The 21,578-nt window shown below is 61.3% G+C and carries 21 protein-coding genes and 1 pseudogene; 16 read left to right on the top strand and 6 right to left on the bottom strand.

Going from position 1 to position 21,578, the window contains the following annotated elements; genetic code table 11:
- Nucleotide 1 precedes the first annotated feature (1 nt).
- The 3 genes and pseudogenes from dut to argB all read left to right on the top strand — a co-directional run bounded on the left by dut (nucleotide 2) and on the right by argB (nucleotide 3,008).
- Nucleotides 2-457 carry a dUTP diphosphatase gene (gene dut / locus Q1W70_RS10930; RefSeq protein WP_166589288.1) on the top strand — a complete coding sequence of 152 codons (456 nt, stop codon included), beginning with the start codon at nucleotides 2-4 and terminating at the stop codon, nucleotides 455-457.
- Between the two features lie 202 nt (nucleotides 458-659).
- Nucleotides 660-2,063: pseudogene (locus Q1W70_RS10925) on the top strand (phosphomannomutase/phosphoglucomutase); the annotation flags it as partial.
- Between the two features lie 39 nt (nucleotides 2,064-2,102).
- Complete coding sequence (gene argB, locus Q1W70_RS10920; protein ID WP_095164880.1) at nucleotides 2,103-3,008, top strand: acetylglutamate kinase; 906 nt, start codon at nucleotides 2,103-2,105, stop codon at nucleotides 3,006-3,008.
- A gap of 67 nt (nucleotides 3,009-3,075) precedes the next feature.
- On the opposite strand, the gene pyrE is transcribed toward argB, so the two are convergent.
- Nucleotides 3,076-3,720, bottom strand: coding sequence for an orotate phosphoribosyltransferase (gene pyrE / locus Q1W70_RS10915; protein ID WP_150638147.1), 645 nt, complete (start codon nucleotides 3,718-3,720; stop codon nucleotides 3,076-3,078).
- Between the two features lie 82 nt (nucleotides 3,721-3,802).
- Here pyrE and crc point away from each other — a divergent pair, with 82 nt between their 5' ends.
- Nucleotides 3,803-4,582 carry a catabolite repression control protein Crc gene (crc, locus tag Q1W70_RS10910; protein ID WP_003176915.1) on the top strand — a complete coding sequence of 260 codons (780 nt, stop codon included), beginning with the start codon at nucleotides 3,803-3,805 and terminating at the stop codon, nucleotides 4,580-4,582.
- Between the two features lie 155 nt (nucleotides 4,583-4,737).
- Here the strand turns inward: crc and Q1W70_RS10905 are convergent, their stop codons facing one another.
- The gene (locus Q1W70_RS10905) at nucleotides 4,738-5,106 is read right to left on the bottom strand and encodes a DUF4870 domain-containing protein (RefSeq protein ID WP_166589290.1); all 369 of its coding nucleotides are present in this window, start codon (nucleotides 5,104-5,106) and stop codon (nucleotides 4,738-4,740) included.
- Nucleotides 5,107-5,135: 29 nt separating this feature from the next.
- Complete coding sequence (rph, locus tag Q1W70_RS10900; RefSeq protein ID WP_095164885.1) at nucleotides 5,136-5,858, bottom strand: ribonuclease PH; 723 nt, start codon at nucleotides 5,856-5,858, stop codon at nucleotides 5,136-5,138.
- A 268-nt stretch (nucleotides 5,859-6,126) separates the two neighbouring features.
- Between rph and Q1W70_RS10895 the strand changes: the two genes are divergently transcribed.
- From Q1W70_RS10895 to Q1W70_RS10870, 6 genes are all read left to right on the top strand, one after another.
- Nucleotides 6,127-6,990, top strand: a complete 864-nt coding sequence (locus Q1W70_RS10895; RefSeq protein WP_302098819.1) for a YicC/YloC family endoribonuclease — start codon at nucleotides 6,127-6,129, stop codon at nucleotides 6,988-6,990.
- Nucleotides 6,991-7,002: 12 nt separating this feature from the next.
- Nucleotides 7,003-7,623, top strand: coding sequence for a guanylate kinase (gene gmk / locus Q1W70_RS10890; protein ID WP_166589292.1), 621 nt, complete (start codon nucleotides 7,003-7,005; stop codon nucleotides 7,621-7,623).
- 168 nt (nucleotides 7,624-7,791) lie between these two features.
- A complete protein-coding gene (gene rpoZ / locus Q1W70_RS10885) occupies nucleotides 7,792-8,055 on the top strand; it encodes a DNA-directed RNA polymerase subunit omega (protein ID WP_003177259.1) in 264 nt (87 codons plus the stop codon).
- Between the two features lie 57 nt (nucleotides 8,056-8,112).
- Entirely contained in the window at nucleotides 8,113-10,218 is a 2,106-nt protein-coding gene (gene spoT, locus Q1W70_RS10880) for a bifunctional GTP diphosphokinase/guanosine-3',5'-bis pyrophosphate 3'-pyrophosphohydrolase (protein ID WP_166589293.1), read from the top strand.
- 37 nt (nucleotides 10,219-10,255) lie between these two features.
- Nucleotides 10,256-10,636: a RidA family protein gene (locus Q1W70_RS10875; protein WP_003229509.1), complete on the top strand. Its 381-nt coding sequence runs from the start codon at nucleotides 10,256-10,258 to the stop codon at nucleotides 10,634-10,636.
- A gap of 55 nt (nucleotides 10,637-10,691) precedes the next feature.
- Nucleotides 10,692-11,432, top strand: a complete 741-nt coding sequence (locus tag Q1W70_RS10870; RefSeq protein ID WP_166589294.1) for a hypothetical protein — start codon at nucleotides 10,692-10,694, stop codon at nucleotides 11,430-11,432.
- Nucleotides 11,433-11,560: 128 nt separating this feature from the next.
- Here Q1W70_RS10870 and Q1W70_RS10865 read toward each other — a convergent pair whose 3' ends face one another.
- Nucleotides 11,561-12,418, bottom strand: a complete 858-nt coding sequence (locus Q1W70_RS10865; RefSeq protein ID WP_166589295.1) for an SDR family oxidoreductase — start codon at nucleotides 12,416-12,418, stop codon at nucleotides 11,561-11,563.
- A 188-nt stretch (nucleotides 12,419-12,606) separates the two neighbouring features.
- On the opposite strand from Q1W70_RS10865, the gene exbB reads away from it, so the two are divergent.
- The 6 genes from exbB to Q1W70_RS10835 all read left to right on the top strand — a co-directional run bounded on the left by exbB (nucleotide 12,607) and on the right by Q1W70_RS10835 (nucleotide 19,419).
- Nucleotides 12,607-13,593 carry a tonB-system energizer ExbB gene (gene exbB, locus Q1W70_RS10860; RefSeq protein ID WP_166589296.1) on the top strand — a complete coding sequence of 329 codons (987 nt, stop codon included), beginning with the start codon at nucleotides 12,607-12,609 and terminating at the stop codon, nucleotides 13,591-13,593.
- A gap of 6 nt (nucleotides 13,594-13,599) precedes the next feature.
- Nucleotides 13,600-14,028 carry a TonB system transport protein ExbD gene (exbD, locus tag Q1W70_RS10855; RefSeq protein WP_166589297.1) on the top strand — a complete coding sequence of 143 codons (429 nt, stop codon included), beginning with the start codon at nucleotides 13,600-13,602 and terminating at the stop codon, nucleotides 14,026-14,028.
- Nucleotides 14,025-14,771 carry an energy transducer TonB family protein gene (locus Q1W70_RS10850; protein ID WP_166589298.1) on the top strand — a complete coding sequence of 249 codons (747 nt, stop codon included), beginning with the start codon at nucleotides 14,025-14,027 and terminating at the stop codon, nucleotides 14,769-14,771. Before exbD ends, Q1W70_RS10850 begins: the two co-directional genes overlap by 4 nt.
- Before the next feature lie 161 nt (nucleotides 14,772-14,932).
- Entirely contained in the window at nucleotides 14,933-15,856 is a 924-nt protein-coding gene (locus Q1W70_RS10845; protein WP_095164903.1) for a hydrogen peroxide-inducible genes activator, read from the top strand.
- Between the two features lie 9 nt (nucleotides 15,857-15,865).
- Nucleotides 15,866-17,941 carry an ATP-dependent DNA helicase RecG gene (gene recG, locus Q1W70_RS10840; RefSeq protein WP_166589299.1) on the top strand — a complete coding sequence of 692 codons (2,076 nt, stop codon included), beginning with the start codon at nucleotides 15,866-15,868 and terminating at the stop codon, nucleotides 17,939-17,941.
- Between the two features lie 77 nt (nucleotides 17,942-18,018).
- A complete protein-coding gene (locus tag Q1W70_RS10835) occupies nucleotides 18,019-19,419 on the top strand; it encodes an aminoacyl-tRNA deacylase and HDOD domain-containing protein (protein WP_166589300.1) in 1,401 nt (466 codons plus the stop codon).
- 81 nt (nucleotides 19,420-19,500) lie between these two features.
- Here the strand turns inward: Q1W70_RS10835 and Q1W70_RS10830 are convergent, their stop codons facing one another.
- Together Q1W70_RS10830 and Q1W70_RS10825 are read right to left on the bottom strand one after the other, a co-directional pair.
- Nucleotides 19,501-20,757, bottom strand: a complete 1,257-nt coding sequence (locus tag Q1W70_RS10830; RefSeq protein ID WP_302098818.1) for an NHL repeat-containing protein — start codon at nucleotides 20,755-20,757, stop codon at nucleotides 19,501-19,503.
- A 159-nt stretch (nucleotides 20,758-20,916) separates the two neighbouring features.
- On the bottom strand, nucleotides 20,917-21,303 hold the full coding sequence (locus Q1W70_RS10825) for an SCP2 sterol-binding domain-containing protein (RefSeq protein WP_166589302.1): 387 nt from the start codon (nucleotides 21,301-21,303) through the stop codon (nucleotides 20,917-20,919).
- Nucleotides 21,304-21,578: the final 275 nt, after the last annotated feature.

The raw sequence follows: 21,578 nt of genomic DNA, 5'->3' as shown, positions 1-21,578 counted from the left end.
TATGCACGCTTTGCAAGCCAAGATCCTCGACCCACGCATCGGCAGCGAATTTCCGCTGCCCCAGTACGCCACACCTGGTTCCGCCGGCCTTGACCTGCGGGCCATGCTGGAACAAGACACCATTATCCAGCCCGGCGAAACGGTGCTGATCCCTACCGGCCTGTCAGTGTACATCGGCGATCCGGGCCTGGCCGCGCTGATCCTGCCGCGCTCGGGCCTGGGCCATAAGCACGGGATCGTGCTGGGCAACCTGGTCGGCCTGATCGACTCCGACTACCAGGGCCCACTGATGGTGTCCTGCTGGAACCGCGGCCAGAGCGCATTCACCATGACGGTCGGCGAACGCCTGGCGCAATTGGTGCTGGTGCCGGTCGTGCAGGCGCATTTCGAGATGGTTGAAGAGTTCGTTGAAACCGAGCGCGGCGTCGGTGGTTTCGGCCACACCGGCGCCAAATAGCGGGACCCGGACTGGGGCAGGTTCGAATGAACGGATTGACGCCGAAAATCGAGCTACTGGCGAAACAAAGCCACGCCCCACGATGCATCATGGCCCTTTCATACCACGAACTATGGGTGGAAAACGCCGTCATACCCTTCAGTTTGAATCCGCCGTCGAATGAATTGACGGTTTGTCCTGCCACTTTCGAAATGGAGCATTTCCGCAGATGAGCACCCCAAGCAAGATTGCCCCGACGCTTCCCGACAGCATCTTTCGCGCCTATGACATTCGCGGCACCGTACCGAAATTCCTCAACGCCGAAACCGCTTACTGGATCGGTCGCGCCATCGGCGCCCAGACCCTGGCCCAGGATGAACCGAACATCAGCGTCGGCCGTGACGGCCGCCTGTCCGGCCCGGAACTGGTTGAGCAACTGATCCAGGGCCTGGCCGATGCTGGCTGCCATGTCAGCGACGTCGGCCTGGTGCCAACTCCGGCGCTGTACTACGCCGCCAACGTCCTCGCGGGCAAGTCTGGGGTGATGCTCACCGGCAGCCACAACCCGTCGGACTACAACGGCTTCAAAATCGTGATCGCTGGCGACACCCTGGCCAACGAACAGATTCAGGCCCTGCACGAGCGCCTGAAAAGCAACAACCTGACCAGCGGCCAGGGCAGCATCACCAAGGTCGAGATTCTCGATCGGTACAGCGCCCAGATTGTCCAGGACATCAAGCTCGCACGCCGCCTGAAAGTGGTGGTTGACTGCGGCAACGGCGCTGCCGGCGTGATTGCCCCCCAACTGATCGAAGCCCTGAATTGCGAAGTAATCCCGCTCTTCTGCGAAGTCGACGGCAACTTCCCCAACCACCACCCGGACCCGGGCAAACCAGAAAACCTGGTGGACCTGATCGCCAAGGTCAAGCAAACCAATGCCGACCTGGGCCTGGCCTTCGACGGTGACGGTGACCGTGTCGGCGTGGTGACCAATACCGGCGACATCGTGTTCCCGGACCGCCTGCTGATGCTCTTTGCCAAGGACGTGGTCGCACGTAACCCGGACGCTGAGATCATCTTCGACGTCAAATGCACCCGCCGCCTGACCCCGCTGATCAAGGAATATGGCGGTCGCCCACTGATGTGGAAAACCGGCCACTCGCTGATCAAGAAAAAAATGAAGCAGTCCGGTGCCCTGCTCGCTGGCGAAATGAGCGGGCACATCTTCTTCCAGGAGCGCTGGTTCGGTTTTGACGACGGCATTTACAGCGCCGCTCGCCTGCTGGAGATCCTCAGCCAGGAGAAATCCACGGCTCAGGAACTGTTCGAGACCTTCCCGAACGATATTTCCACGCCGGAAATCAATATCCATGTGACCGAAGAGAGCAAATTCAGCATCATTGATGCACTGCACGACGCCCAGTGGGGCGACGGCGCCGACCTGACCACCATTGACGGTGTGCGAGTCGACTACGCCAAAGGCTGGGGCCTGGTTCGCGCCTCCAACACCACACCGGTGCTGGTGCTGCGTTTCGAGGCTGACGACGAGGCCGAATTGCAGCGCATCAAGGATGTGTTCCACGCTCAGCTGAAACGTGTTGCACCTGACCTCCAACTCCCGTTTTGATTATTTGAAGCGCCTTTTACACAAGTGCCGGAGCCCTGAATGACCCTCGAACGCGAAGCCGCCGCCAACACCGCCAAGGTCCTGTCCGAAGCGCTGCCTTATATTCGCCGCTATGTCGGCAAGACGCTGGTGATCAAATACGGCGGCAACGCGATGGAAAGCGAGGAGCTCAAGACTGGCTTCGCCCGTGACATCGTGATGATGAAAGCCGTGGGCATCAACCCGGTGGTGGTGCACGGGGGTGGCCCGCAGATCGGCGACCTGCTCAAGCGCCTGTCGATCGAGAGTCATTTCATCGACGGCATGCGGGTGACTGACGCCCAGACCATGGACGTGGTGGAGATGGTGCTCGGCGGCCAGGTCAACAAGGACATCGTCAACCTGATCAACCGTCATGGCGGCAGCGCCATCGGCCTGACCGGCAAGGACGCCGAGCTGATTCGCGCGAAGAAGCTGACTGTCACCCGCCAGACGCCGGAGATGACCCAGCCGGAAATCATCGACATCGGGCAAGTGGGCGAAGTGGTCGGGATCAACACCGACCTGCTCAACCTGCTGGTCAAGGGCGACTTCATTCCGGTGATTGCGCCGATCGGCGTAGGGGCCAACGGCGAGTCGTACAACATCAACGCCGATCTGGTGGCCGGTAAAGTGGCCGAAGCGCTGAAAGCCGAGAAGCTGATGCTGCTGACCAACATCGCCGGCTTGATGGACAAGTCAGGCACTGTGCTGACTGGCCTGACGACCCAGCAAGTCGACGAACTGATCGCCGACGGCACCATCTACGGTGGCATGCTGCCGAAGATTCGTTGCGCGCTGGAAGCGGTACAGGGTGGCGTGGGCAGTTCGCTGATCATCGATGGCCGGGTACCCAATGCGATCCTGCTGGAAATCTTCACCGATACCGGTGTGGGCACCCTGATCAGCAATCGCAAGCGCCCATAAGCGCTGGCACCTGTAAAAAGACCCCGCTCAGCCAGGCTGAGCGGGGTCTTTTTTTGTCCGGCGACGGCTACACGCCGAACTGCGCGCGGTAGGCTTCTACGGCTGGCAGATGCTGCTTGAGCTGAGGATCGTCGGCCAGGAACTCCAGGACCTGGTTCAACGAAACGATGCTGATGACCGGAATCCCGAAGTCACGCTCCACTTCCTGGATCGCCGACAGCTCACCATTGCCGCGCTCCTGACGGTTGAGGGCAATCAACACGCCAGCAGCCTTGGCGCCGTCCTGGGAAGCGATGATCTGCATCACTTCACGGATCGCGGTGCCCGCGGTGATCACGTCGTCGATGATCAGCACGTCGCCGGTCAGCGGTGCGCCCACCAGGCTGCCGCCTTCGCCGTGGGCCTTGGCTTCCTTGCGGTTGAAGCACCATGGCAGGTCACGGTTGTGATGCTCGGCCAGCGCCACGGCGGTGGTTGCCGCCAATGGGATGCCCTTGTACGCCGGGCCAAACAGCACGTCGAAGGAAATACCGCTCTCGACGATGGCCGCCGCATAAAAGCGACCCAGCTGCGCCAGGGCGCTGCCGGAGTTGAACAGGCCGGCATTAAAGAAGTAAGGACTGGTACGCCCGGACTTCAGGGTGAACTCACCGAAGCGCAAAACGCCGCGATCGATGGCAAAACGAATGAAATCGCGCTGATACGCTTGCATGCAAAAAACCCCAAATACCACGGATTTAGCTAATTAGCTTGACGCCGTGTATCATACACGCACGCGATTTTTGGGGCCATTTATGCGGATCATCAGTGTGAACGTCAATGGTATTCAGGCGGCAGTCGAGCGCGGTTTGCTCAGTTGGCTGCAAGCCCAGAATGCCGACGTCATCTGCCTGCAGGACACCCGCGCCTCCGCCTTTGAACTGGACGATCCAGCCTTCCAACTGGATGGCTACTTCCTTTATGCCTGCGATGCCGAAGTCCCCGCCCAAGGTGGCGTGGCTTTGTATTCGCGGCTGCAACCGAAGGCTGTCATCAGCGGTCTCGGTTTCGAGACGGCCGACCGCTACGGGCGCTACCTGCAAGCCGATTTCGACAAGGTCAGCATCGCGACCTTGCTGCTCCCTTCGGGGCAGAACGGCGATGAAGACTTGAACCAGAAGTTCAAGCTAATGGACGATTTCGCCCGTTATCTGGATAAACAGCGGCGCAAGCGGCGCGAGTACATTTATTGTGGCTCGCTGTACGTGGCGCAACAGAAGCTGGATATCAAAAACTGGCGCGACAGCCAGCAATCCCCGGGCTTCCTGGCACCTGAACGTGCCTGGATGGACGAGATTGTCGGCAACATGGGTTATGTCGACGCCCTGCGCGAAGTCAGCCGTGAAGGCGACCAGTACAGCTGGTGGCCAGACAACGAACAGGCTGAGATGCTCAACCTAGGCTGGCGCTTCGACTACCAGCTGTTGACCCCAGGCCTGCGCCGCTTTGTTCGCAGTGCACGTCTGCCCCGTCAACCGCGGTTCTCGCAGCACGCACCGTTGATCGTGGACTACGACTGGACGCTGACCATCTAGGCGTCGATACGCAAGACACAAAAAAGCCGACAGCGATGTCGGCTTTTTTGTGGGAGCGGGCTTGCCCGCGATGAGGCTATGACATTCAGCCCATGTGCTGCCTGCCAGATCGCTATCGCGGGCAAGCCCGCTCCCACAGGAACTGCATCTGGTTATTACTTGATCAACCGCCAGGTGAACGGGTAACGATACACCTGCCCCTCATTGGCCTTGACCCCGGCAATGATGGTCAGCACCAGCGCGCCAATGGCCAGCAGGCCAAACAGGAAGAACCCGATCACCACCACCATCAACAGCAGGCATATGGCCGAGGCAATGGCCACGCTGATCTGGAAGTTCAGCGCCTCCTTGCCCTGATCGTCGACGAACGGGTCCATCTCACGCTTCATCTGCCACAGAATCAGCGGGCCGATCAGTGAGCCGAACGGCACCCAGATCCCCAGCAAGGCCGAGAGATGGCAGAACATCGCCCACTGACGAACCTCACGGCTCGGCGCGGGCACCGGTAGTTGCTCATCACTCATGACGCTCTCCTTGCTGGCGACCGGAACAATCAGTCCGCCAGCGCAGCCTGTTGCAAGTCGAAAATCTCGGCCATGCCTTTTTTCGCCAGCTCCAGCATCGCCGTCAGCTCTTCAGGCTGGAACGGCGCGCCTTCGGCGGTGCCCTGCACTTCGATGAAACCACCGGTGCTGGTCATCACCACGTTCAGGTCGGTCTCGGCTGCCGAATCTTCCAGGTAGTCCAGGTCCAGCACTGGCTCGCCCTGGTACATGCCCACCGACACGGCTGCGATCATTTGCTTGAGCGGGTCGCCGCCTTTCAGGCCGCCACGCTTCTTGATCACTTTCAAGGCATCGACCAGGGCCACCATGGCGCCGGTGATCGAGGCAGTACGGGTACCGCCGTCGGCCTGGATCACGTCGCAATCGACGTACAGGGTCACATCGCCGAGCTTGGACATATCCAGCGCAGCGCGCAGCGAACGGCCGATCAGGCGTTGGATTTCCAGGGTGCGGCCGCCTTGCTTGCCACGGCTTGCTTCGCGCTGGTTACGCTCGCCGGTGGCGCGCGGCAGCATGCCGTACTCGGCGGTCAACCAGCCCTGGCCCTGGCCCTTGAGGAAGCGCGGTACGCCGTTCTCGACGCTGACGGTGCAGATCACCTTGGTATCGCCAAACTCGACCAGTACAGATCCCTCGGCGTGTTTGGTGTAGTTGCGGGTGATGCGGATCGAGCGAAGCTGATCGGCAGCGCGACCACTTGGACGTTTCATAGGGGATACCTGTACGAAGGACGGAAATCTGCCGAGCATTATAGGGCGGCCGGGCACGCCTGGGCACTTCTAAAAAAAACCGGCGACGAGCGAGGGCTCTGCCGCGCACGCTGCGACGAGCTGCAGCGCTTTGTCGCACGCCTCGTTTGGGAGCTCCCCCTGCACTGCGCTACAATCCTGCGCCTTTGTTGCCTGTGGGCTTTAATTCATTCAAGCAGGTTCGCCGAACCCCGGGGTTCGCTGGCGATCTGCATCGCGAGGTACCGCCATGGTGCACAGCATGACCGCCTTTGCCCGCGTCGAAAAAGCCGGCAGCCAGGGCACCCTGAGCTGGGAGCTGCGCTCGGTCAACAGCCGCTATCTGGAACCGCACCTGCGCCTGCCAGACTCCTTTCGTGACCTCGAGGGCAATGTGCGCGAGGCCCTACGCCAGGGCCTGTCGCGTGGCAAGCTCGAGTGCACCCTGCGTTTTACCGAAGAAACCACCGGCAAGGCGTTGCAGGTTGATCGCGAGCGCGCCGCGCAACTGATCGCCGCCGCCGAAACCATTGCCAGCCTGATCAGCAATCCTGCGGCACTCAACCCGCTGGAAGTGCTGGCCTGGCCGGGGGTCCTGGTGGCCGACGCCAGCGACCCACAAGCGCTCAATGCCGAGGCACTGGCGCTGTTCAACCAGGGCCTCAAGGAGCTCAAGGCCGGCCGCGAGCGCGAAGGCGCGGAGCTGGCACGGCTGATCAACGAGCGCCTGAGCGCCATTGAAGAAGACGTCGTGACCCTGCGTGAGCTGGTCCCGCAGATGCTCGCCACCCAGCGTCAGAAAGTCCTCGACCGCTTCGCCGACATGCAGGCCGAACTCGACCCGCAACGCCTGGAGCAGGAAATGGTCATGCTCGCGCAAAAGAGCGACGTTGCCGAAGAACTGGATCGCCTGAGCACCCACATCATTGAAGTTCGCCGCGTCCTCAAGTCCGGCGGTGCCGCCGGCCGGCGCCTGGACTTCCTGATGCAGGAGCTCAACCGCGAAGCCAACACCCTGGGCTCCAAAGCCTTCGACCCGCGCAGCACCCAGGCTGCGGTCAACCTCAAAGTGTTGATCGAGCAAATGCGCGAACAAGTGCAGAACATTGAGTAAGGCTACCCCGACATGACCCACAGCACTGGCACCCTGTACATCATTTCCGCCCCCTCGGGCGCGGGCAAGAGCAGCCTGGTCAAGGCCCTGACCGACACCAACCCGGAGATTCGCGTATCGATTTCCCACACCACCCGCGCCATGCGTCCGGGCGAAGTGGACGGCGTGAACTATCACTTCGTGACCCGCGAAGCCTTTGTGAAAATGGGCGAACACGGCGATTTCCTGGAGCGCGCCGAAGTATTCGGCAACTTCTACGGCACCTCGCAAAGCCATCTGCAGCAAACGCTGGACGAAGGTCACGACCTGATTCTGGAGATCGACTGGCAAGGCGCCGAGCAAGTGCGCAAGCTGATGCCCCAGGCGCGTTCAATTTTCATTCTGCCGCCATCGCTGCAAGCCTTGCACCAGCGTCTGACCAACCGTGGCCAGGACAGCGACGAGATCATTGCCAACCGGATGCGTGAAGCCGTCAACGAAATGAGCCACTATGTCGAGTACGACTACCTGATCATCAATGACGATTTCTCCCACGCGCTGGATGACTTGAAGGCGATTTTCCGTGCCAATCAATTGCAACAGAAGCGCCAACAGGTGCGTTTCGGTATGTTGCTGGCTGAATTACTGGGCTGAAACAGCACTTCCCAAAACCGCTGCAAGGGCTTTACATTGGCACTTGCAGCGCGTTGAAGAGCTTGGTTAAAAAATCAGCGCTTCCCTAATCGCTGGTGATTTTTTAAACTGTTGAGTCCGCTCGCCCAACCGGGCAGCGCGCATATTGCATTCGCTCCGAGGAATACCATGGCCCGCGTAACCGTTGAAGACTGCCTAGAACACGTGGAAAACCGCTTTGAGCTGGTCATGCTCTCTACCAAGCGTGCCCGTCAACTGGCCACCGGCGGCAAAGAGCCACTGGTCCAGTGGGAAAACGACAAGCCTACCGTTGTCGCCCTGCGTGAAATCGCCGAAGGCCTGATGAGCTACGAGTTCATCGCCAATGCTGAAATCGTCGAAGACGAACCGCTGTTCGCAGCGTTCGAGGACGAGTCCAACGAGGCCGTCTAAGCCTATGCCTGGTCGACGTAGCACGGCGCGGGATCACAGCCATCGGCAGGAGTCATCATGCCGAGCATAGACGCCCTCGCCGATCGCTTATCGACCTACCTCGGCAATGACCAGGTCAACCTGGTCCGCCGAGCGTACTTCTACGCCGAACAAGCCCACGACGGCCAACGCCGCCGTAGCGGCGAGGCGTACGTCACGCACCCTCTTGCGGTGGCGAATATTCTTGCCGACATGCACATGGACCATCAGAGCCTGATGGCAGCAATGCTGCATGACGTGATCGAAGACACCGGTATTGCCAAGGAAGCGCTACAAGCGCAGTTCGGCGAAACCGTGGCCGAACTGGTCGACGGGGTCAGCAAACTGACCCAGATGAATTTCGAGACCAAGGCCGAAGCCCAAGCGGAAAACTTCCAGAAAATGGCCATGGCCATGGCGCGCGACATTCGCGTGATCCTGGTCAAGCTGGCCGACCGCCTGCACAACATGCGCACGCTGGAGGTGCTGTCCGGTGAAAAACGCCGGCGCATCGCCAAGGAAACCCTGGAAATCTATGCCCCCATCGCCAACCGGCTGGGCATGCACGCCATCCGCATAGAGTTCGAAGACCTCGGCTTCAAGGCCATGCACCCGATGCGTTCCGCGCGGATCTACCAGGCCGTCAAACGCGCCCGGGGCAACCGCAAGGAAATCGTCAACAAAATCGAAGAGTCCTTGAGCCACTGCCTGGCGATCGATGAAATCCAGGGCGAAGTCAGTGGCCGGCAGAAACACCTCTACGGCATCTACAAAAAAATGCGCGGCAAACGTCGGGCCTTCAACGAGATCATGGACGTCTACGCGTTCCGGATCATCGTCGACAAGGTCGACACCTGCTACCGCGTGTTAGGTGCTGTACATAATTTGTACAAACCGCTGCCGGGGCGCTTCAAGGACTACATCGCGATCCCCAAAGCCAACGGCTACCAGTCGCTGCACACCACGCTGTTCGGCATGCACGGCGTACCGATCGAGATCCAGATCCGTACCCGTGAAATGGAAGAGATGGCCAACAATGGCATCGCCGCGCACTGGCTGTACAAGTCCAGCGGTGACGAGCAGCCAAAAGGCACCCATGCCCGCGCCCGCCAGTGGGTCAAGGGCGTGCTGGAAATGCAGCAACGCGCCGGCAACTCGCTGGAATTCATTGAAAGCGTGAAGATCGACCTGTTCCCGGACGAGGTCTACGTGTTCACGCCCAAAGGCCGGATCATGGAGCTGCCCAAAGGCTCCACGGCGGTCGACTTCGCCTACGCGGTGCACACCGACGTCGGCAACAGCTGCATCGCCTGCCGGATCAACCGCCGTCTGGCGCCGCTGTCCGAGCCCCTGCAAAGCGGCTCCACGGTCGAGATCGTCAGCGCCCCGGGCGCCCGACCAAACCCGGCGTGGCTCAATTTCGTGGTCACCGGCAAAGCCCGTACCCACATCCGCCATGCGCTGAAACTGCAACGCCGTTCCGAGTCCATCAGCCTCGGCGAACGCTTGCTGAACAAGGTGCTCAACGGCTTTGACAGCTCGCTGGAAAAAATCCCTGCCGAGCGGGTCAAGGCAATGCTCACCGAGTACCGCCTCGAACTGATCGAAGACCTGCTCGAAGACATCGGCCTGGGCAATCGTATGGCCTATGTCGTGGCTCGCCGCCTGCTGGGCGAAGGCGAACAACTGCCCAGCCCGGAAGGTCCGCTGGCAATCCGCGGTACCGAAGGCCTGGTGCTCAGCTACGCCAAGTGCTGCACGCCGATTCCGGGCGACCCGATCGTCGGCCATCTGTCCGCGGGCAAAGGCATGGTCGTGCACCTGGACAACTGCCGCAACATCAGCGAAATCCGCCACAACCCGGAAAAATGCATCCAGTTGTCGTGGGCCAAGGATGTCACCGGCGAATTCAACGTCGAGTTGCGCGTCGAACTGGAACACCAGCGCGGCCTGATCGCCCTGTTGGCCAGCAGCGTCAATGCCGCCGACGGCAACATCGAGAAAATCAGCATGGACGAACGCGATGGTCGCATCAGCGTGGTTCAACTGGTGGTCAGCGTGCACGACCGCGTGCACCTGGCCCGCGTGATCAAGAAACTGCGCGCCCTGACCGGGGTGATCCGCATCACCCGCATGCGTGCATAGCTCGCCAACGTAGCCAAGCCATTACAAGGAGTCATCAATGACCAAGACTGTTATCACCAGCGACAAGGCCCCAGCCGCTATCGGCACTTATTCCCAGGCGATCAAGGCCGGCAACACCGTCTACATGTCCGGTCAGATCCCCCTCGATCCAAAAACCATGGAACTGGTCGAAGGCTTCGAAGCCCAGACCGTCCAGGTGTTCGAGAACCTCAAGGCCGTTGCAGAAGCTGCCGGCGGTTCGTTCAAGGACATCGTCAAGCTGAACATCTTCCTCACCGACCTGAGCCACTTCGCCAAGGTCAACGAGATCATGGGCAAGTACTTCGACCAGCCTTACCCTGCCCGCGCCGCCATCGGCGTGGCTGCCCTGCCTAAGGGCTCCCAGGTTGAAATGGACGCCATTCTGGTAATCGAGTAACACGCGCGGCGTTACCTGACAGGTAACGCCGACCCCGCTCCCAAAGGATTTCCTCATGCGCAAAGCGCTAGCTCTCTCGTTGCTTGCGATGCTGCTCGGCGGCTGTGCCAGTGACCCTGCCGACCGCGACATCAGCGGCACGTGGATCAACCAGGCGGCGATCGATGCCGCAGCCAAGGGCGTTCCGCTGCGTGAAGCCCTGCAAGCCAATGGCCCGAACCTGGAATGGGACGTCAACACCAAGGCCAGCCAGGCGCGCTACACCAACGGCTTTGAAAACATCGAGGGCAAGATCCTCGGCGAGCAATCCGGCACCTGGAAGATCGAGGTGTACGGCAGCTCCGGCAGCGAATTGAAACGCGACGGTAAACGACTGCAACAAGCGGCCAACGACAATGAGCCGGAGCAGACGTTTGACCTGCCCAAGGAAGCCGTTCCCGCAGGCGCCCCGCTGGGTGCCAGCTTTGAGCGCGCACTTTATTCGGCCTACCTGGGCGGCGGCTGGAAGATCGTCAACGGACCTGGAGAAGGCAATACTGTGCAGTTCCAGGCCGACGGCTCCGTGCAGGGCTTGCCGGGTGCCGATCGCTACGCCTTGTGCCTGGCCGGCGATTGCGCGTCGATGAGTGGTGGCAATGACACCATCTGGCTGCAACTCAACGAACAGGGCAACCCATGGATCTTTACCCGCAAGGGCGATGACATGGAGATTTTCCAGGCCGTCAACGGCGCGCAAGCCGATGAAAAGCCGTCGTTCTCCCCGGGCACCCGTCAATGGGCCCTGGAAAAGCAGTAAGCCGTTAGGTAACGGTGGGAGCGAGCTCGCTCGCGATGAACTCAACGCCAACGCATGGATTCAAGCAGCACACGTAGTCGTTGACGTGCATCGCGCGCAGCCGGAATCCCACCCGGCTCGCTCCCGCCTCAGGCCTTGCCTGCCAGAATCGCCCCATAACCTTCACGGTAGCTTGGATAGTGCGGCGCCCAGCCCAATGCCCTGGCGCGCGCATTGCTGCATCGCTTGCTGCCGGTACGCCGCACGCTGGCGTCCTCGGCCCACTCCGTCACGCCCAGGTATTCGCGCAGCCACGCCACCACCTCGGCCAGCGGGGCCGGCGCATCGTCGACGCCGATGTAGCAATCGTCCAGCGCCACACCCTGTTGATCGGCATTGAGCAAGAACGCCAGCAGACCGGCCGCGTCATCGGCATGAATCCGGTTGCCATACAGCGGCGGGTCGACGGCCACGCGATAGCCACGACGCACCTGGGTCAACAGCCACTCACGGCCCGGGCCGTAGATACCGGTCAAGCGCACCACGCTGGCCGGGATGCCGCTACCCAGCGCTACCTGCTCGGCCTCCAGCATCACCCGTCCGGAATAGGCCGAGGCCTTGGCCGCTGAGGTTTCATCGACCCAACCACCGTCCTGCTGCTCGTAGACACTGCTGCTGGAAACAAACAGCAAGCGCTCGGGCACCTGGCCGTAGTCGTCCAGCCAGCCCAACACATTCCGCAGGCCCTGCACATAGGCCGCACGATAGCCCGCCTCATCGTGATCGGTGGCCGCCGCGCAATACACCAGGTAGTCCACTGCGCCGACGGGCCAGGTCTCCGGGCAATCTTCGTTGAACAGGTCACCGGCGACCCCGATCACCCCAGCCGGCAGGTTGGCAATGGTGCGGCGCAACCCATAGACCTGCCAGCCTTTTGCCAGCATTTGCTCGGCCAGACGGCCGCCGACATCACCACAACCGGCGATCAACACACTAGGCGCGGACATCAAATAACTCCCCTGATAAAGGCACAGACTAGCTTCGACAATGGACGAGCGGCTAGTAATAGAAGAAAAAAAGAGACGCTATTACTTCTGTTAACAAGAATTAATTGCAATAATGCCCGCCACTTTGTTCTCGGCCCCACGAGGCCTGGAAGGACATTAACCCTCTTTTTCTCTCAGGTCCGGCCAGCATGACACGTAATCCACTCTCCGCTTCGCCAACCACACCCATCCGCCCGCTGCGCGCCTTGAGCGCCGTCGCCGCACTGGTGTTCAGTCTCCTGCTGGCCCCCACCGCCGCGTTCGCCGATGAGCCGACCTCCGCCACCGCGCCAGCCGCAGCAGTAGCCCCTGCACCAGCCGCCGACCACGCAGCGCCCACCGTGACGCCGGTCGTTACCGACCCGGCCCTGGCGACCGACGCACCGGCCGCTGACGAGCCGCAAGTCCTGGAAGCTGACAACACCCTGGGCATGGCCCATGACCTGTCGCCGTGGGGCATGTACCAGAACGCCGACATCATCGTGAAAATCGTGATGATCGGCCTGGCCATCGCCTCGATCATCACCTGGACCATCTGGATCGCCAAGGGCTACGAGCTGATGGCTGCCAAGCGTCGCCTGCGCACTGAAATCACTCACCTGAAAAAGGCCACCACCCTCAGGGAAGCCAGCGCCACTGCCACCAAGGCCGGGACCCTGGCCAACCTGCTCGTCCACGACGCCCTGGAAGAAATGCGCCTGTCGGCCAACAGCCGTGAGAAGGAAGGCATCAAGGAACGTGTCAGCTTCCGCCTGGAGCGCCTGGTCGCGGCCTGTGGTCGCAACATGAGCAACGGTACCGGCGTGCTGGCCACCATCGGTTCCACCGCCCCCTTCGTCGGTCTGTTCGGTACCGTGTGGGGCATCATGAACAGCTTCATTGGCATCGCCAAGACCCAGACCACCAACCTCGCCGTGGTCGCCCCAGGCATCGCCGAAGCCCTGCTGGCAACGGCACTGGGCCTGGTGGCGGCAATCCCCGCCGTGGTCATCTACAACGTCTTCGCCCGCTCCATCGCCGGCTACAAGGCTCAGGTCTCCGACGCCTCCGCTGAAGTCCTGCTGCTGGTCAGCCGCGACCTCGATCACCTGCCAAGCGAGCGCTCCTCGCAGCCGCATATGGTCAAAGTAGGGTAATCAGTCATGGGCCTGCATTTGAAGGAAGGCGCGAGCGACGACCTCGCCGAGAACCACGAAATCAACGTCACGCCGTTCATCGACGTGATGCTGGTGCTGTTGATCATCTTCATGGTGGCGGCCCCGCTGGCCACCGTGGACATCAAGGTTGACCTGCCCGCCTCCAGCGCCAAGCCGGCGCCGAGGCCGGAAAAGCCGGTGTTCCTCAGCGTCAAGGCCGACCAACGGCTGTACCTGGGCGAAGACGAAGTCAAGGCCGAGACCCTCGGCGCGACCCTCGATGCTCGCACCCAGGGCAAGAAGGACACCACCATCTTCTTCCAGGCCGACAAAGGCGTGGACTATGGCGACCTGATGCACGTAATGGACGCCCTGCGGGCAGCCGGTTACCTGAAGGTCGGCCTGGTCGGACTTGAGACGGCAGCCAAAAAATGATCACGACGCGCCAAAAGCTGACGCGTTACAGCGCTAGCCTGGCAGTGGTGCTCGGCGTCCACGCGGTCGCGGTAATCCTCGCGCTCAACTGGAAGTCCTCGCCCCCCGTCACGCTGCCGCCGATGGCGATGCTGGTCGAGTTGGCGCCTGTTCCGGCGCCACCTCAACCGGCACCGCCCAAGGTCGTAACGCCACCCCAACCGCCGACACCGGTAGAAGAACTGCCACTGCCAAAACTGGCCGAGGCGCCAAAACCGACCATCTCGGTGCCCAAGCCAAAACCCAAGCCCAAGCCTCAGCCGCCCAAACCGGTAGAGAAAAAGCCTGAGCCGGTGAAGGAAAAGCCTTCGGACTCGCCACCGTCCGAGGCCCAGCCAAGCAACGTACCGCCCGCCACATCGGCGCAGCCCAACCCCGGCCCAACGGCAGCACAAAATGCCGCCAAGGCCAGTTGGCAAGGCTCGCTGCTGGCGCACCTGCAGAAGTACAAGAAGTACCCGCCGGGCGCCCAGGCACGCGGCAAGGAAGGCCTGAACCGCTTGCGGTTTGTGGTCGATGCCGAAGGCAAGGTGTTGTCCTATGAGCTGGTAGGACGCTCCGGTAACGCCGATCTGGACCGGGCCACCCTGGAAATGATCCGCCGCGCCCAGCCCCTGCCCAAGCCACCGGCCGATATGCTCAACAACGGCTCGATCGAAATCGTCGCACCGTTTGTGTATTCGCTGGAGAAGAAGCGCCGTTAAGCAACACAATGCCCTGCAAGGAAGGCACCGAAAGGTGCCTTCTGCATATCCGGCAACGGCAAAGATGCATTGCCCAGTGTCACTCGACACACTCAGTCTGATAACGTGCGTCTATCGATTGCAGCCGGTATGCTTGGCCCGCAACTTCATGGACGCCCGCTATGACCCTCACAGAATTACGCTACATCGTTACCCTCGCCCAAGAACAGCATTTCGGCCACGCGGCTGAACGCTGCCACGTCAGTCAACCGACCCTGTCGGTGGGCGTGAAAAAGCTTGAAGACGAACTCGGTGTGCTGATTTTCGAGCGCAGCAAAAGCGCGGTGCGCCTGACCCCGGTCGGCGAAGGCATCGTCGCCCAGGCGCAGAAGGTCCTGGAACAGGCCCAGGGCATCCGTGAACTGGCCCAGGCTGGCAAGAACCAGCTGACCGCGCCGCTCAAGGTCGGGGCGATCTACACCGTCGGTCCGTATCTGTTCCCGCATCTGATTCCACAACTGCACCGGGTCGCCCCGCAGATGCCGTTGTACATCGAAGAAAACTTCACCCACGTGCTGCGCGACAAGCTGCGCAATGGCGAGCTCGACGCAATCATCATCGCCCTGCCGTTCAACGAAGCCGACGTGCTGACCCTGCAGCTCTACGACGAGCCGTTCTACGTCCTGATGCCGGCCCAGCACCCCTGGACCCAGAAAGACACCATCGACGCCAGCCTGCTCAACGACAAGAGCCTGCTGCTGCTCGGTGAAGGTCACTGCTTCCGCGACCAGGTCCTCGAAGCCTGCCCGACCCTGGCCAAGGGCAACGACGGCGCCAAGCACACCACCGTCGAGTCCAGTTCACTGGAAACCATCCGCCACATGGTGGCCTCGGGCCTGGGCATCTCGATCCTGCCGCTCTCGGCCGTCGACAGCCACCACTACGCCCCCGGCGTGATCGAAGTCCGCCCGCTGACCCCACCCGTGCCATTTCGCACCGTGGCCATCGCCTGGCGCGCCAGCTTCCCACGGCCCAAAGCGATCGAAATCCTCGCCGACTCGATCCGCCTCTGCTCGGTGGCCAAGCCGGCCACGGCTGCGGGTTAAGCGTTCGCCATGACTGAGCTGTCGCAAGTGCCGGTCACGGCACTCAAGGGTGTCGGCGAAGCCATGGCCGAGAAACTCGCCAAGGTCGGCCTGGAGAACCTCCAGGACGTCCTGTTCCACCTGCCGCTGCGCTATCAGGACCGCACCCGGGTGGTGCCCATCGGTCATTTGCGGCCCGGGCAGGACGCGGTCATCGAAGGCACCGTCAGCGGCGCCGACGTGGTCATGGGCCGGCGCCGCAGCCTGGTAGTACGCCTGCAGGACGGCACCGGCAGCCTGAGCCTGCGCTTCTACCATTTCAGCAACGCGCAAAAGGAAGGCCTGAAACGCGGCACCCGCCTGCGCTGCTACGGCGAAGCGCGGCCCGGCGCGTCGGGGCTTGAGATCTACCACCCGGAATACCGCGCCATCACCGGCGACGAACCGCCGCCGGTGGATGAAACCCTGACCCCGGTCTACCCGCTCACCGAAGGCCTGACCCAGCAGCGTTTGCGCCAACTGTGCCAGCAAACCCTGACCCTGCTCGGCCCCAGCAGCCTGCCGGACTGGTTGCCCAACGAACTGGCGCGCGACTACCAACTGGCGCCGCTGGACGACGCCATCCGCTACCTGCATCACCCACCCGCCGATGCCGATGTCGACGAACTCGCCCTGGGCCACCACTGGGCGCAACATCGCCTGGCATTCGAAGAGTTGCTGACCCATCAACTGTCGCAACAGCGCCTGCGCGAAAGCATGCGCTCGCTCCGCGCGCCGGCCATGCCCAAGGCCAGCCGGTTACCGGCCCAATACCTGGCCAACCTGGGCTTCCCGCCGACCGGCGCGCAGCAACGGGTGGGCAATGAAATCGCTTACGACATGAGCCAGCAAGAGCCCATGCTGCGGCTGATCCAGGGCGATGTCGGCGCCGGCAAGACCGTAGTCGCCGCCCTCGCCGCCCTGCAAGCGTTGGAGGCCGGCTACCAGGTGGCGCTGATGGCGCCCACCGAGATTCTCGCCGAACAACACTTCATCACCTTCAAGCGCTGGCTCGAGCCCCTGGGCCTGGAAGTCGCCTGGCTGGCCGGCAAGCTCAAGGGCAAGAACCGCGTCGCCGCCCTGGAGCAGATCGCCAGCGGTACGCCCATGGTGGTCGGCACCCACGCGCTGTTCCAGGACGAAGTGCAGTTCAAGAACCTGGCGCTGGTGATCATCGACGAACAACACCGCTTCGGCGTCCAGCAACGCCTGGCGCTGCGCCAGAAAGGCGTGGGCGGGCGGATGTGCCCACACCAGTTGATCATGACCGCCACGCCGATTCCACGGACCCTGGCCATGAGCGCCTACGCCGACCTCGACACCTCGATCCTCGACGAACTGCCGCCCGGTCGTACCCCGGTCAATACCGTGCTGGTCACCGACACGCGCCGCGTCGAAGTCATCGAGCGCGTACGCGGGGCTTGTGCCGAAGGACGCCAGGCGTATTGGGTGTGCACCCTGATCGAGGAATCGGAGGAACTCACCTGCCAGGCGGCCGAGACCACCTTTGCCGACCTCACCGCCGCCCTCGGCGAATTGAAAGTGGGGCTGATCCACGGCCGCATGAAGCCTGCGGAAAAGGCCGCGGTGATGGCCGAGTTCAAGGCCGCTGCCCTGCAACTGCTGGTAGCCACCACGGTGATCGAAGTCGGGGTCGACGTGCCCAATGCCAGCTTGATGATCATCGAAAATCCGGAACGCCTGGGCCTGGCGCAATTGCACCAACTGCGTGGCCGGGTAGGCCGGGGCAGCGCCGCCAGCCACTGCGTGCTGCTCTACCATCCGCCACTGTCGCAGATCGGCCGGCAACGCCTGGGCATCATGCGCGAAACCAACGACGGATTTGTGATCGCCGAAAAGGACCTCGAACTGCGTGGCCCCGGCGAAATGCTCGGCACTCGCCAGACCGGCCTGCTGCAATTCAAGGTCGCCGACCTGATGCGCGACGCCGACCTGCTACCTGCGGTGCGCGACGCGGCCCAGGCGCTGCTGGAACGCTGGCCGCACCATGTCAGCCCGTTGCTGGATCGCTGGCTGCGCCATGGGCAACAATACGGCCAGGTGTAACGTGCCGCCTGGCTTGGCCAGCAAGGGCACCAGCAAGCTGGTTATACTCTCGAAATTGTAGGGATCGGATCCATACCATGACTGAAGTTGCTCTCGCTGGCGAAACTCCGCACACGCCGTCGGTTATCCGGCTGTTGCTCGGCAAGCTGGGCATCAGCTACACCGAAGTGCTTGAACACCCCGGCCTGAATGCCGAGCGCAAGGTCCAGGCGGTGCTGCTCGACGACGCCATCGGTGCGCTCATGGTGCTGTTCCCGCAGAGCCAGCTGCTGGACCTCAATCGCTTGGCCGAACTCACCGGTCGCCGCCTCACCGCAGTGCCGCAGGAGCGCCTTGAGCGCATGCTCGGCAAGCACAACCTGAGCCTGCTGCCCGGCCTGCCGGCACTCACCAGCTCTCCGTGCCTGTACGAACAAAGCCTGCTCGACCAGCCGCTGCTGCTGATCAACTCCGGCGAGCCGGGCATGCTCCTGGAAATCCGCGGCGAAGATTTCAAAAGCATGCTCACCCAGGCCAGCGCCGCCCATTTTGGCGAGCCGCTGAGCCGCATCCGTCCGAACCTCGACCGCCCGGGAGATGACCGCGAGGAAATCACCCAGGCCGTCCAGGCCTTCACCGCGCGCCGCATCCAGCAGCGCCTGGAAGCGACCATCGAGATCCCACCCCTGGCCGGTTCCGCGCAGAAAATCATCAAGCTGCGGGTCGACCCCAACGCCACCATCGACGACATCACCGGCGTCGTCGAGACCGATCCGGCGCTCGCCGCCCAAGTGGTGAGCTGGGCCGCATCGCCGTACTACGCATCGCCCGGCAAGATCCGTTCAGTGGAAGACGCGATTGTCCGCGTACTGGGGTTTGACCTGGTGATCAACCTGGCGCTGGGTCTGGCCCTGGGCAAAACCCTGAGCCTGCCCAAGGATCACCCACAACAGGCCACGCCGTACTGGCAGCAGTCGATCTACACCGCCGCCGTCATCGAGGGCCTGACCCGGGCCATGCCGCGCGCCCAGCGCCCGGAAGCCGGCCTGACCTACCTGGCGGGCTTGCTGCACAACTTTGGCTACCTGCTGCTGGCGCACGTCTTCCCGCCGCACTTCTCGCTGATCTGCCGTCACCAGGAGGTCAACCCGCACCTGTGCCACACCTACGTCGAGCAGCATTTGCTGGGGATCAGCCGGGAACAGATCGGCGCCTGGCTGATGCGCCACTGGGACATGCCCGACGAGCTGGCCACGGCCCTGCGCTTCCAGCACGACCCGACCTACGACGGCGAATTCGCCGAGTACGCCAACCTGGTGTGCCTGGCCGTGCGCCTGCTGCGCAGCCGAGGCGTCGGTTCCGGCCCGGACACCAACATCCCCGACGCCCTGCTCGAGCGCCTGGGCCTGACCCGCGACAAAGCCGAAGAGGCGGTCAGCAAGGTGCTGGAGGCCGAAGTGCTGTTGCGCGAACTGGCGTCGCAGTTCACTCACAACTGAAAAGCATCGCGGGCTTGCCCGCGATGAAAGCACGTGCGCCCTGAGCGAGCATGGCTTGCCTTCGAAGCTTCGTCCTACTTCTCAAGTCAGGTAGCGTAACAAGCTACTCTGCCCTATCAGGACAAGCTTCCTATCGTTTGTTACCACCATGTCTTCATAGCTGTTTCTGTGGGCGTTCCAACCCTTCTCGTTGAACGATGTATCCAGTGAGCCGCTCAACAGATAGCGTGCCACTACTGATCCGGACACAAGAATTGTATCTTCCTGCCATGCACAATTTCGCCACCAGCTCTTAGCGGGCAATACTCGCGCGAAAAGTGGAGTGCCATTATTAAACGAGGGTCTGAAGGATCCTTCAGTACTTAGAACTGCAATCCACGGCGTTTCGGAAGATGGCGTTGCATTCCACTTCTCATAGGCGGCTCCTACAACAACAATTTCTCCGTCACTCTCCCTGACTGAGAGGGTCGCAGCCGCCGTCATTTCAAAACCAGGATCAGTAATGATTACTGGCCGCCCATTATTGAAACTGCTGTCCAGCTCGCCATTTTCTTTGTAACGAATGACATAGCTACTTACGGTTGTTCCAACAACGAAGGCACCGCACACCAGAAATGCTCCATCCTTCTGCAGCGCAATACTAATGGCTTCATTACTCTCTGCGTTTACGCCATTAAGCTCGATAAGTAATACACCCGCCCCGTTAAATGTCTTATCAACCGAGCCATCCGGCATAAGGCGAAAAACCAATCCACTATTCCGGTCCTCGGCATCCCGAACGCCGCTATGCGCCACTAGAATCTTGCCGTCAGGTTGCACGCACACAGAACCGCCAATGTAGTTAATTGCGGGGGTTAAAGATTTGCCTGTGTGTTCATTTTTTGGCTTTGCCGTTCCAGGGCAAATCAGATCATAGGGTTCGATCCTCACGAACCCATCGGTGCCAAAAGTAGTATCAATTCGACCATCGAAATCCAGCCGAGCGAATACCATATCGCGCTGACCATCCTCACTCAGGTGTGTACCCTTTATCAAAAATTTATCTGCCGGATATGAAAACAATCCAAATCGAGGCGCGGTGCTCCATCCAATATGCAGTGTTACCGCTCCGCTTTCGCCGAAGGAAGCGTCGAAGAAACCGTTGGCATTCACACGCCTCAACTTCAAAGTATTTTGCCAATCCGTATGATCACCGTTGGCATAAATCAACTTTCCGTTAGACAGGGCAAGAATGGAGTGACGAACACTTCTGTCTCCGTCAGCGACTAAATCCACCACACCATTATCACCAAAAGACGGGTCAAGGGTGCCCGCCGCCGCTTCGTTCAAACTGTTCATGTCCGCACTCCATGGTGTTAAACAAAGGGTGCACAACCCCCTACACCCGTACAGTGGAGCACGTAAAAAGACGTCCGTAACCTGTCATAAATGACAGGTCTTTAGTGCTTTTTAATCACAACTTGGCTCGATTAAGCACAAAAACTTTCCAAGGCTCTATCAGCGACCAGCAGCCGGCTTTTTCTTCGGCTTCAGATACTTGGTCAGGCCCTGGAACCACATCACCAGCGCTGGGTTGCCCTTGATCTGGATCGACTTGTCCTGGATCCCGGTCATGAACGCCAGTTGCTTGTTCTTCGCCTGCATCGTGGCAAAGCCATAGGCGGCGTCCTTGAAGGCAATCGCGAAGGCCGGCTCGGCATACAGCCCGGACTTGCTGGTGATGCGCTGGTCCTTGACCACGAAGTGCCGCGCCACCTTGCCGTCCAGCGTCTGCAACTGGAACACCAGGTCCTTGTCGGCCAATTGCTGTTGAAAAGCCGGGTTGGTCCGGCTGGCCTTGCGCATCAGCAAGCCCAGCATCCACAGGAGAAAACGAAATTTCATGCTCAAGCCCCAGAAGAAAAAAGTGAACGCCGGGGCAGTTTAACGAGTTCAAACCGGAACGCCACTGTTACCTATCGTTAGCGGGAGATGAGCTGCTTTTTACGTAAGATGACCACCAAGTCACCGTTATCAGTTCAAACCGGAGACCGCCACACGCCCGTGCCTGCCCGCAGCCTGCCCGGGTAAGCGGCCACAAAAAATGGGCACCCAACCTCGTTGGCGTGCCCATTTTTCGATCCAGCTCACCCGTTAGACGGGAGCGTGGTCGGGGGGGA

The organism is Pseudomonas kielensis (genome assembly GCF_030505375.1).
Lineage (GTDB): Bacteria > Pseudomonadota > Gammaproteobacteria > Pseudomonadales > Pseudomonadaceae > Aquipseudomonas > Aquipseudomonas kielensis.
Note: the sequence above shows the minus strand (reverse complement) of the source record. Positions and strands in the feature narration are given on the sequence as shown.